Raw genomic sequence first — 12057 nt, forward strand, 5'->3', positions numbered from 1 at the left:
TCTGCTAATGGGATGGTCCGGCCGTGCTCCGGCCCTGCCAGCACGAGAAGCTGGCAAGGGGCGCTCAAGACAAGGAGCACGCCATGTCTCAGAAACTCAACGCGACGATCGCCGTGATCGGCATCGATATCGGCAAAAACTCGTTCCACATCGTGGGTCATGATCACCGCGGTGCCATCGTGCTGCGGCAGAAGTGGTCACGCGGCCAGGTGGAAACGCGGCTCGCCAACCTGCCGGCGTGCTTGATCGGTATGGAGGCCTGCGTCGGCGCGCATCATCTCAGTCGCAAACTCCAAATGCTTGGCCACGATGCCCGCCTGATGCCGGCGAAATACGTGCGCCCGTATTCGAAGGGACAGAAGAATGACTTCCGGGATGCGGAAGCCATCGCCGAGGCTGTCCAACGCCCGACCATGAAGTTCGTCGCGACCAAGACCGCCGATCAGCTCGACCTTCAGGCGCTGCACCGCGTCCGCGATCGATTGGTCGGTCAGCGTACCGGCGTCATCAATCAGATCCGTGCGTTCCTGCTGGAGCGGGGTATCGCCGTGCGGCAAGGCCTGCATTCGCTGCGGTCCGAGTTGCCGGGTATCCTGGCAACACGCACCGATGTGCTCTTGTCTCGCATGTTGCGCATCATCGAGGATCTGGCGGGAGACTGGTGCCGACTGGATGCGCGTATCGAGGGGCTATCTAGCGAAATCGAAACGCTGGCCCGTCAAGATGAGGCCTGCGAGCCACTGATGACGGTGCCCGGCATTGGCCCGCTTATCTCGAGCGCAATGGTGGCCGCGATCGGCACTGGAGACGTGTTCTCGAAAGGCCGCGACTTCGGCGTCTGGCTTGGACTGGTGCCGAAGCAGATATCGACCGGCGATCGCACGATCCTCGGCAAGATATCAAGGCGCGGCAATCGCTACCTGCGCGCGCTGTTCGTGCAAGCCGCGTGGGTTGTGTTGGTCAAGGTCAAGTGTTGGGAGCGCTATGGCCTCAAATCTTGGATCGAAGCCGCCAAGAAACGATTGCACCACAACGTGCTGGCGATTGCGCTCGCCAACAAGCTCGCCCGGATCGCGTGGGCGGTTCTCAACAAGGGACGCGCCTTCGAATGCGTCAAGACGGAGGAGACGGCGTCCCGACCTGCCTGATCCTCGCGCCGTGCTCGGGGCCGTCAAGGCGCGGCCTGGCAGCGCCAGCGCAAGACGCCAGGACAGCACGACGGCCGGCCTTGACAGCCCTTGCGCGTGGCGCGTCTGCGCGCGCAGGCCGGGACGAAGGAACGACCGCCAGGCACGAACAAAGGAACAGCGCGAAGTGAGGAGCTATCGATGAGGTAACCAACATCCCTTACCCGCCGAGGTCTGCGAGAGGATGAGACGACGATGGAGGATCGGTCTTCCCGGCGCATGCGAACACTGGTGACCCAAATGGCCCGGTCGAGGCCTGTCCGCTAATCAGCTCGCATGCGCGCTGATATCCATGATGGCCCGGAGCACCACACGCTCCAAGCAGAGGCCGGATACATTGATGCAAGACCGCATCTGCCAGGTTGACGAAACCTCTTGCAACGCGCGGCCGGACCATACATTCGGGTCACAAGCACCCGTTGCGGCAGGCGGCAGCAGAGTCCGCTTCGCAGCAGCCGGCCGACATGATGAGCTGCGATCCCGAGAGTCTGCGGAGGCCTGTTGTTGGAGCGCCGACCGCCACCGCCGCGGAAACCTCCGCCGACAAAACCGCCTGCCTCTACGTAACCCTCCGCCGCCAGCGAAACCGCCGCCACCGCAGCCGGCGAAGGCGACAGCGCCTCCAGTCCGTCCACCAAAGCTCGCCCGACCGCGGGCGGACTGCAGGTTGGCAGCCCTGCCGGACGACATGTTCCTGAATGCGGTGTCGCGACCACCGGGCCCCCGCCGCATCGCGACCGCGGTCGCCGGCGCTTGCGCGATCACGGCCACCACCCTTGGCACGATTGACCGTACTTGGCCGATTGGCTCGATCACCGCCCGCACGATCACACGCGGCTGCGCGGTTGCCGCCACGATCGACCGCGCGCGCCAACTCGGTCGCTCGCGCGATCGCAGGACCTGCTGTCCGTCGCAGCCGCGGAAATCCATCCGTTTCCTGCGCCGGCTTTCAGATTGTTGTTGCCGAAGCGCTGCTGAAGCACGAATTGGATCCGCAAGGCATGCTCAACCCGGGCGTCCTGATCGATCCGTAACGGTACGCTGCCGAGAGAGATAGGTCATCCGTACCCCGATTTGTCGGCGACTTGATCGCGAAACTGCTGCTCCTCAGGGGAGACGACCGAAACAACCCTGCAGCACCCTTCGGCTACTCAAGGCGATCACTCAGGATTGCCCGTTGGCGCTGACCTTCTCGGAGGAGAGCTCCATCGGGCAATCCACGGAAACTGGTGCAGCTTGGCCGCGTAGGTGGCCGCGCCAAATAGTCGTGCCGCTGCATACAAATTCAACGGTCCCGATCAACCGGGCCTCTGCAACGGGCCACGGTGCGGTGGCTGGAAATCATGTCTGTGATCACTTGATGGGTGAGAAGCTGACTGGCACCACGATCTTGTCCTCCTGGTAGAGCAACGCCCCTAGTTCTTCGTTGCGCCGAAGAAACTCCTGCCAGTCGGGGTCTATGGCCATAGCCGCCCGGCGGCGCTGCCGCTCTTCAAGCGTATCGAATCCCCAGAGGTGCACGACCTGGTTCAGCGGACCGATCTCGGTCTGAAAGAAGCCGATCAAGTTGCCGAGGTGTCGAAGCTGGACCGGCAAGCCGAATTCCTCATAGAGCTTGAGCCATTTGCCAAGTTTCAGGGGATGCATGGTGTAGGTGCGATGATCAATGACCATAGGACGTCCTCGCGATAGTCAGACGGCCAGTCGGTGCGCATGTTTCGGTGCCTCGGTGTCGCTTTCGAGCGGCGGCACCACGCGTTCGGTCTGGGGATCGATCAGGTGCATATGCCGAAGCTGCGCGCATAACCGTAAAGGCTCGCCGGCGCCGCGCACGCGGCCAGCGTCGCCGATTGCATTATAGGCGGCGCCAGCGAGCGTGAAGGTGATCAGGCTTGTGGCCCCCATGGGCTCGATCACGTCGACAACGCCATCCAGAAATTGGCAATCGCCATCTGGCGGCTCCGCACGGTCGGTGAGGTGCTCGGGGCGCAAGCCAATCTCCACTTCAGCTTCCGCATAGGCGCGATAAGAGGCGAACCGGTCGCGCGGCAAAGAAATCGCAGCGCCGTTGCGCAGTTCAGCTCTCAATTCGCCCTTTTCGAGAACAAGTCGCGCCGCGATGAAGTTCATTTTCGGCGAGCCGATGAAGCCGGCCACAAACTTGTTCACCGGCGCCCGATAAACCGACATGGGATCGCCGACTTGCTCGATGCGCCCGCTGCGCATAACGACAATCTTGTCAGCCAGCGTCATCGCTTCGATCTGATCGTGCGTGACATAGACGACGGTGGTCTTGAGGCGCTGATGAATGCGCTTGATCTCGATCCGCATCTGAGCCCGCAATGCGGCATCGAGATTGCTCAGGGGTTCGTCGAACAGGAAGGCACGCAGCTCGCGCACGAGGGCACGACCCATCGCCACCCGTTGGCGCTGTCCGTCCGAAAGTTGTCGCGGTTTGCGATCGAGCAAGGATTCAATCCCCAGGATTGTCGCCGCCCGCTGCACCAGTCGTTCGCGTTCCGCCCGTGGAACGCCCTTCATTTTGAGGCCGAAGGCGAGATTGCCGCGCACAGTCATGTGCGGATAAAGCGCATATGACTGGAACACCATCGCGATGTCGCGATCTTTCGGCGCCAGATGCTCCACGGCCTTGCCGCCGAAACGAATCGAACCCAAGCCCTACGTCAAGCGGCAGAAGAACGACAGCACCGACGCGGAGGCAATTTGCGAGGCGGTCACGAGGCCCAATATGCGGTTCGTGCCGACCAAGACGGTCGAACAACAGAGCTGTCTAATGCTTCACCGGGCGCGCCATCTCTTCATCCGCCACCAGACTGCCGTGATCAATTCAATCCGCGCCTATCTGGCCGAGTTCGGGATTGTCGCCCCTGTCGGGCGCCGGGGTGTCGAGCAACTGCTGGAGGTCGTCGCCGATACAGCCGACGACCGGCTCCCCGAGGTCGCCCGTGCCTGTCTTGCCGCTCTCGGCAGTCAATTGCGCGCCCTGAAGGCCCAAATCCTGGAGTTCGACCGACGCATCATCGCCTGGCATCGATCAAGCGTGACGAGCAAACGGCTGGACGCGATCCCCGGCGTCGGGCCGGCGCTGGCAACCGCTTTGGTCGCCAGCATTGCGGATCCCAAGGCCTTCCGATCGGGACGAGACTTCTCGGCCTGGGTTGGGCTGGTGCCGAAGCAGAACTCGAGCGGAGGCAAGGACAAGCTTGGCAATATCAGCAAACAAGGTGATCGCTATTTGCGCAGCCTGTTCACGGCTGGTGCGCTCGCCGTGATCCGCTACGCCAAGATCCATGGCACCGGCCATCGGCCCTGGCTCACGGGACTGCTGGCGCGGCGACCGACCAAGGTCGCCGCCATCGCGCTCGCCAACAAGCTCGCCAGGATGGCTTGGGCGATGATGGCGAGGGGCGAACGCTACCGGGAACCGGTCGCGCTCACGGCGTAAACGAGATCGCGCCGGACACCACGGCGTGACGTAATGGTTGGGAGGACGAACAGCACGTAATGCAGTGCCGGTCGATCCGGCGATCAGGACAACCCACTTGGGCCATAGCATCTCTGAATGCGTGCTTTTGATCGGGACCTGATCCGCGGAGGGCATTATGGCCAGCGGTCATGGGTACCGCGCAAACAGGCCGAACACATGGCTGCTCCGACCAATGCTGCAGCGTGAAGATTCTCCTTGCCAACCCGGAGCCGTCCACACATGGCCCATATTCGTACAGCGCTTTGATCGCCGCGATGTCCGCTCTTGGACTGCCTGCTGACGGCGGATCTTCGACTAGGCTAGCCGATCACTAGCTCTCCCGCACATTCCCCGAACGCAAGGTCCGCTTCAATCCGCGCCGAGATATGCCGCCTTAACCTTGGGATCGGACAACAGCGCCGCGGCTGCGCCGGTCAAGGCGATACGGCCGGTCTCCAGCACGTAGCCGCGGTCGGCGATTCCGAGCGCCGCGGTGGCGTTCTGCTCGACTAGCAGGACGGTGATGCCGCTCGCCTTCAGCGCCACGATCGCAGCGAGGATCTGATCGACGAGAATGGGCGACAAGCCCAGCGACGGCTCGTCGAGTAGCAGCAGTTTCGGCTTACCCATCAGCGCACGGCCGAGCGCCAGCATCTGCTGCTGGCCGCCGGACAAGCCGCCGGCGACGAGATGGCGTTTCTCGCGCAGCACCGGGAACATCGCAAACACCCGCTCGCGGTCCTGCTCGATCTCGCCGTCGCGGCGCATGTAGGCGCCGAGCCGCAGATTATCCTCGACGCTCAAGGGGCCGAACACCTGCCGCCCCTCCGGCGCCTGCGTCATGCCGCGCTCGACGCGGCGGTGCGGCGGCAATCTGTCGATGCGCGCGCCGAGGAAGCGGATTTCGCCACTGCTAATCGGCTGTACGCCCGACAGCGCGCGCAATAGCGTGGTCTTGCCTGCACCGTTGGAGCCGATCAGTGCCACCACCTCGCCCGTGCGCACCTCCAGGCTGACGCCTTTTAGCACCCCTATGCGGCCGTAGGCGCTGTGCAGGTTCGACACCTCAAGCACGTGCAGCCCCCCGCGCGCCATGTTTGCCGAGATAGGCCTCCAGCACAGCCGGATTGTCGCGAACTTCGCGCGGCGTGCCTTCGGTCAACGGCCGGCCGCGCTCGAGCACCAGGACCCGGTCGGAAACTTTCATCACCAGCTTCATGTCGTGCTCGACCAGCACCACTGCGATGCCCTTGTTTGCAACGCGCCGCACCAAGTGATCGATTTCTTCGGTCTCGACGGAGTTGCAGCCGGCCGCCGGTTCATCGAGCAGCAGCACCCGCGGCTCGGCGGCCAGCGCGCGGGCGATCTCGATTCGCTTGCACGCGCCGTAGGGCAGTGAGCCGGCGAGCTGGTCGGCGCGGCGACGCAGGCCCACCTCGTCGAGCAGCGCCAGCGCCGCCTCCCGCGTCGCGCGATTCTGTCGCGTGACCGACGGCAGCCGGAACAGGTCGGAAAGCAGATGACACCTTTCGCGCAAATGCCGTCCGACCATCACGTTCTCTGCGGCGGTCATGCGCTGGAAGATTTGCAGGTTCTGGAAAGTGCGCGACAGGCCGAGGGCGGCTAGCGCCTCCGGCGCACACCCGGTTACGTCTTCCCCCATCAGCTCGACGTGGCCCCGGTCGGCCACATAGAGGCCCGACACCACGTTGAACAGCGTGGTTTTGCCGGCGCCGTTCGGCCCGATGATGGACAGAATCCGCCCCGCGTCGACAGAGAAGCTGACGTCGTCGACGGCCTTGATGCCGCCGAACGAAATGCCGATGTTGCTCGCGGTAAGGATCGTCATGTGCGCACCCGCCCTGCCAGCCATCTCGACACCGTGGGTACGATGCCGTCGCGCATGAAGATCATGGACACAATAATGATCAGGCCAAGCAGCAGATGCTCATACTCCTGGAATACGGTCAGCACCTGCGGCAGCGTGATCAGCATGGCGGCGCCGACGATGCTGCCGACCACCGAGCCCAGTCCACCCAGCACCACCATGGTGACGAGCTCGACCGAGTGCAGGAAGCCGGCCTGATCCGGATTGACGAAGCCGTTCATCATCGCAAGCATGGAGCCTGCCAGCGAGGCATAGACCGCTGCGATCACAAACGCCTGCAGCTTGAAGCGCGCCACGTCGACGCCGGCCACGCGGGCAGCGACCTCGCTGTCATGCAGCGCGCGAAAGGCGCGGCCGGTCGGGGTCTCGCCGAGATTGAGCGCGATCCAGGTGCCGGCGACGAGCACGCCGCCTGTGATCCAGTACCAGGTGCTCGATCCGGTGGCGCGCCAGCCGAGCAGCGACAGCTTCGCCACCGACATGCCATCGGGCCCGCCGGTCCACCGGCTTTCGGTAGTGATCACCAGGGCCACAAGCACACCGAGGCCAAGCGTGGCAATCGCAAGGTAGTGTCCCTTCAAGCGCAGGATGGGACGACCGACGAGCCAGGCCAACGCCGCCGAGATCACCGCGCCGATCAGCAGCGCGCCCCAGGACGGCAGGCCGACATGAGCAGGCCCGATCGCCACGGCATAGGCGCCGATTCCGAAGAAGCCGGCGTGGCCGAGGCTCACCTGCCCCGCCTGCCCCATCAGGATGTTGAGGCCAACCGCCGCAAAGGCCGATACCCACACCAGCGAAGCGACGCGGAAGTAGTAGCTGGACGGAAACCCCAGCGGCAGCAGCACGACGATCGCGGCGAGCACGATCAGCGTCAGGCTGCGATGGCCAAGCCACGCTGGCATCAAACCCTCTCCACCACGCGGCGTCCGAACAGGCCTTGCGGCATGGCGAACAGCACGACGAGAATGACTATGAAAGCGAAGGCGTCCTTGTAGGTCGAGCTGAGATAGCCGGCGCCGAACGCCTCGAGCAGGCCGAGCAAAAGCCCGCCGGCCACCGCACCAAGCGGATTGCCCATGCCGCCGAGCATTGCCGCGGCAAAGCCCTTCAAAGCCAGCAGCGTCCCGACGTCATAGCTCGTCAGCGTGATCGGCGTGATCAGGATGCCGGCGACGGCGCCGATCGCCGCCGATCCGCCGAATGCCAGCGCCATCACGGTTGTGGTGTTGATCCCCACCAACCGCGCCGCCAGGCGATTGGCGGCAGTGGCAAGCACGGCCTTGCCCAGCACGGTACGTTCGAGAAACACGTACAGTAACAGCACGATCACCGCAGCGCCGCCGAGCACCCAGAAGCTCTGCGGCTGCACCGCGGCGCCGAACAGGTTGATCGGCGCGTCGCCAGAGAACGACGGCAGCTTGTGGAACTGCTTGTCGAACAGCATCTGTGCTGCGCCGCGCAGCAGGATTGAGGCGCCGATGGTGATGATGATCAAGGTGACGGCGGGCGCGCCGCGGGCCGGTTCGATCGCAAGCCAATACAGCAGGAGGCCGACGGCCACGGCGACGGTGACAGCAATGAGTGCCGCCAGCGGCAGCGGAACGCCGGCGGCTGCGACAAACACCGTCACCATGCCCCCCAGCATGACGAACTCACCCTGCGCGAAGTTCACCACGTCGGAGGCGTTATAGATCAACGTGAAGCCGAGCGCGACCAGCGCATAGACCGCGCCCACCGTCAGCCCGGACATCAGGAATTGGAAGAATTCGGCCATATGCCCGCTTTGATTGTCCTGGTTGAACGCAGCTCTTCGACGCCTGATCGCACGCGCATGTCCGGTAATGTGGCCTCATCCTTCGAGACGGCGCTTCGCGCCCCGCTGAGGAGGGGCTAGTGTCACATTTTCTGCGTCATACGCGCGCTTGACCCGCGTATCCGTCTTGCTGACGCGCGCATCCATCGTCCCGAAACACGCTCGCGCCCTGTCAATTGCGGCGAACTCATCTCCCCTCATGGTGAGGAGCGCGGCGCAGCCGTGCGTCTCGAACCGTGAGGCCTTCAGTTATCAGACGTCGGCACAATACCGCCTCACGTCCCGGGCGCCAGCAGGCTCCAGTCGCCACCCTTGATTTCGAGCAAGCGGAACGCCGACAGATCGAGGCCGAGGTGATCGGTCGGCGACATGTTAACCACACCGCCAGTGCCGACAAAGCCCTTGGTTTTCTCAATTTCGTCGCGCAGCTTCTTCGGATCGGTCGAATTCGCCCGCTTTATCGCTTCGACCAGAATGAAGAGACCGTCATAGGCATGGCCCCCGAAGGTGGAGACCGGCTGCTTCGCGGTGTCTTCATATGTCTTCTTGTAGTCGACCACGACCTTCTTCTGTGGATCGGAGTCCGACAGCTTGTCGCCGACGAGCAGCGCCGCCGCCGGCAGGCGCACGCTTTCCGCAGCAGATCCTGCAAGCTCGATGAAGCTCTTCGAGGCAACGCCATGGCTCTGATAGAGTGGCGTCGCGGTCATGCCGAGCTGGGCATAGTTGCGCGTCACAATCGCCGGCGCTTGACCGAAACCGGCATTGACCACTGCCTGGATGCCAGCGGTGTTCTTGATCTTGGTCAGCTGCGCGGTCATGTCGCTGTCGCGCGGGCCGTAGGTTTCCTCGGTGATGACCTGCACGCCGTAATTCGGCGCCACCTTCAGGCACTGTGTCCGCATCGATGTGCCGAAACCGTCGGTGCTGGAAATTATCGCGATCTTGCTCAGGTTGCGCTGCTTCAAGTTTTCAAAGATCTTTTCGCACGCCATCTTGTCGGTGTGCGGCGTCTTGAAGACATACTTGCGGACCGGCTCGATGATTTCGATCGCGCCGCCGAGCGAAATGAGCGGCACCTGCGCTTCCTCGAACGCCGGAATCATCGCCATGGTCGTACCGGTGGTCGACCCGCCCACCATGGCCACCACCTTGTCGTCTTCGATAAGCCGGGTAGCGAAGGTGCGCGCCTTGTTGGCGTCGCCCCCGTCGTCATAAATCACGAGCTCGATCTTCTTGCCGCCGACGCCGCCGGTGCTGTTGATCTTGTCGACGTACATCCGCAGCGTCTTTTCCTCGGGATCGCCGAGGAACGAGGCCGGGCCGGTGATCGAGAGGATCGAACCGATCTTGATGCTCTGCTGCGCAAAGGCGGGATGGCACAGCGCCAAGCCGAGCGCGCCGGCCGCAGCAAGACATTTCATGGCTGAGAGAGGTCTCATGAATTCCTCCTGGTTTCGGGGTGCTCGTTTTTGCAGAGAGCTTGCCCGGCGCATCGCATCCATTCGAGGGATGAGCGGCCTTCCTCCTCAATATAGTTGACCGAACGGATCAGCGCCGTCAGAAACTACCACGGTGGGCCGACGTATTTCCTTATGTCAATGATGTTTACCCATACCGGCTTTGGCCCTGAGCCGCCAATTGGCAAGCTAGAGCCACCGTCGGGTGCTGGAGGGACCAGGTTCGCGCGGACGAGGTGGAAGACGTGGTTGGCTTCGACAAGCAAAGCTTGATCGGCCTGCGAAGACGTTGTTCATCGGCATCCATCCGCTCGTGCAGGCGGCGCGCGGGGCGAAGGCTCGCGCCGCTGGCCCGGCGTGGCGAGACCTTTCGGCGAACCCAGCCGTAGATCGGCTACCCGGCTATGCTGCCGCGGGCTTCATCTTCCGATTGGCTTCTAGCCTCCGATCGACCAGCGCCACGACTCATCAAGAGCGCGGTGGCGCATGCCCTTCTGCTTCGCAGCAAGCTGAACGAGTTTGTCCGCGCGCTCAATCTTCGAGGCACCGTTGTTCAGGGCCCGGGCGGCGGAGGCCGGGCGCAACAGGCTTTCCGCCGCCGCGGCGTACTTTTCGAACGGCACCAATTCGCCGCGCGAGGCGCCGATCTTGACGCACACATCGAGGACGAAATCATAAATCGACCGCGACGCTGCCAGATCCGAATGAACGGCCTCTCGGGCGGTGCGCATGCCGTCCTCGGTGATACACCGGTAGTTCCCGGCCATCAGCATGGCCCACTTGGCCAAGGGTACGTAAATGGAATCGTAAAACCGCAACTTCACCGGCAATTCGATCCTGCCTTCGGGTGCATCGAAGCGCGCGGCATCGATCTCCTTCTCCAACTGCCGGACGATCTCGTTGCCCCTCTCGACGTCAAAGTGGGCGACCTTGAAGTTCGTGGGCAGCGTCACCTGCAATATATATTGGCCTTTTCGTCAGGTGGTCGTATCGCCTGCGGATCGGGACTGCAGAGCGTCATCGTGCTCGGGTCGAAATCCTCCCAGACGGCCGGCTCCGTATAGGCAGGCTTAAGCAGCTCGGACTCTATCCCCGGAATACGCCTCATATAGAGAAGCGGTGGCATGTTCATGATCGACATGCACGGCATCCTCCCGCACTCCGGGCGATCCGTACTGCGGCTCCTGCATCGCAAGGCCGATAAGGTCGTATTCCTGCGGGTCGAGGTCAGTCGCTCCCGCGGCTGACACTCGGCCGGGCAGCTTGCGAGAATCCAGCTCGATGGGTTCGCTCCGGCCGCGGATCGGAATCCGAACACGAAACCCTTCGGAATTGATGATCTGCCTCGGCCGGAAGACAGACAAGTTTCACCGAATGCGCGCCGAGCAGAATCTTCGACGCAAGCAACGAACCGTATGAAGCGCCTAGGATGAGAATGTTGTATGTCGACATCGCCGAGTTTCCTTTGAGATCTTAGCTCGGGTTCATTGCGGCCTGCTTTGTGCCATCGGCCGGCTCGACGCCGCCGGTGCGGTGACGACAAGCGGCGCATCCGGCCGAACCGTGGCGACTGGAGCTGCGCCGGCGAACCGGATTCTTGGACCCGAGGCGAGCAGTATGGTCCAGTTGCCAGCGCAACATCCAAGATGATCAGCTCGGCTGCGACGCCACAGCGGCGGAGATCTCTTCAAGAGAAGCCGCGTACTGTTCGCAGGGCATGCCGTCGACACTCATCTGCGGTCGCCCCGGGATTGTGATCCGGCTGTCGACCCCCTGCCCGGTTTCCACCGCCGCCGATGGGAACCGGTGATCCATATAGCGATTGAAATAGCGCAGATAAGCGTTCCGCAACGCCGGCTTCGATGGCCTCCGCGGCGCGGGCAAGATTGCATTTTGCCATTGGGTGATGTCGCGTTTGACTTTGCGCGTCGATCCGGGCCACTGTCTCGTTCACTGTATCCACCTCGACTTGCCTGCTTGAAGGTGCCGGGTTGGTTCTGATGGTTTCGTCAGGCCCGTGTTGGCTTCCGGGGATGGAATAGCTCTTCGACGGACTGCTTCGGGTCCGCGATCCGAGAGCGGTCCTTGTGATCGTTCTTTTGTGCCTCGAGTTTCTGCAGGAAGCGAAAACGCGGCGATCGGGTCGCGTGCCCCGATCGGCCGTGCTTGGTCATGCCGAAACCCTTTTGACCGCCATGCGTCATTTGATGATCCCGATG

9 protein-coding genes and 1 pseudogene are annotated in these 12057 nt (G+C 63.1%); 2 read left to right on the top strand and 8 right to left on the bottom strand.

All coding sequences use genetic code 11. The annotated features are described in order from the left end of the window. Positions 1–83: 83 nt before the first annotated feature. Positions 84–1148 (top strand): IS110 family RNA-guided transposase, encoded by a 1065-nt coding sequence (locus YUO_RS0133175; protein ID WP_028347586.1) that lies wholly within the window; start codon positions 84–86, stop codon positions 1146–1148. Positions 1149–2540: 1392 nt separating this feature from the next. Here YUO_RS0133175 and YUO_RS0133185 read toward each other — a convergent pair. Then, complete coding sequence (locus YUO_RS0133185; RefSeq protein WP_028351104.1) at positions 2541–2861, bottom strand: NIPSNAP family protein; 321 nt, start codon at positions 2859–2861, stop codon at positions 2541–2543. A gap of 18 nt (positions 2862–2879) precedes the next feature. Continuing rightward, positions 2880–3863, bottom strand: a complete 984-nt coding sequence (locus YUO_RS48550; RefSeq protein ID WP_083754807.1) for an ABC transporter ATP-binding protein — start codon at positions 3861–3863, stop codon at positions 2880–2882. Between YUO_RS48550 and YUO_RS42460 the strand changes: the two genes are divergently transcribed. After that, positions 3838–4653 carry an IS110 family RNA-guided transposase gene (locus tag YUO_RS42460; protein WP_035728178.1) on the top strand — a complete coding sequence of 272 codons (816 nt, stop codon included), beginning with the start codon at positions 3838–3840 and terminating at the stop codon, positions 4651–4653. The two genes, YUO_RS48550 and YUO_RS42460, sit on opposite strands and share 26 nt — an antisense overlap. A 390-nt stretch (positions 4654–5043) precedes the next feature. Here the strand turns inward: YUO_RS42460 and YUO_RS0133205 are convergent, their stop codons facing one another. The 6 genes and pseudogenes from YUO_RS0133205 to YUO_RS45375 all read right to left on the bottom strand — a co-directional run bounded on the left by YUO_RS0133205 (position 5044) and on the right by YUO_RS45375 (position 11290). Continuing rightward, the gene (locus YUO_RS0133205; protein ID WP_028351107.1) at positions 5044–5748 is read right to left on the bottom strand and encodes an ABC transporter ATP-binding protein; all 705 of its coding nucleotides are present in this window, start codon (positions 5746–5748) and stop codon (positions 5044–5046) included. Continuing rightward, positions 5741–6523 carry an ABC transporter ATP-binding protein gene (locus YUO_RS0133210; RefSeq protein WP_028351108.1) on the bottom strand — a complete coding sequence of 261 codons (783 nt, stop codon included), beginning with the start codon at positions 6521–6523 and terminating at the stop codon, positions 5741–5743. The genes YUO_RS0133205 and YUO_RS0133210 overlap by 8 nt, the downstream gene beginning before the upstream one ends. After that, a complete protein-coding gene (locus YUO_RS0133215; protein WP_028351109.1) occupies positions 6520–7467 on the bottom strand; it encodes a branched-chain amino acid ABC transporter permease in 948 nt (315 codons plus the stop codon). The genes YUO_RS0133210 and YUO_RS0133215 overlap by 4 nt, the downstream gene beginning before the upstream one ends. Beyond that, a complete protein-coding gene (locus YUO_RS0133220; RefSeq protein ID WP_028351110.1) occupies positions 7467–8339 on the bottom strand; it encodes a branched-chain amino acid ABC transporter permease in 873 nt (290 codons plus the stop codon). Before YUO_RS0133220 ends, YUO_RS0133215 begins: the two co-directional genes overlap by 1 nt. 314 nt (positions 8340–8653) lie before the next feature. Further along, a complete protein-coding gene (locus tag YUO_RS0133225) occupies positions 8654–9802 on the bottom strand; it encodes an ABC transporter substrate-binding protein (RefSeq protein WP_430649582.1) in 1149 nt (382 codons plus the stop codon). Positions 9803–10240: 438 nt separating this feature from the next. After that, a pseudogene (locus YUO_RS45375) lies at positions 10241–11290 on the bottom strand (Rossmann-fold NAD(P)-binding domain-containing protein). Between the last annotated feature and the right edge of the window lie 767 nt (positions 11291–12057).

It is taken from the genome of Bradyrhizobium murdochi, from assembly GCF_000472965.1.
Classification (GTDB): domain Bacteria; phylum Pseudomonadota; class Alphaproteobacteria; order Rhizobiales; family Xanthobacteraceae; genus Bradyrhizobium; species Bradyrhizobium murdochi.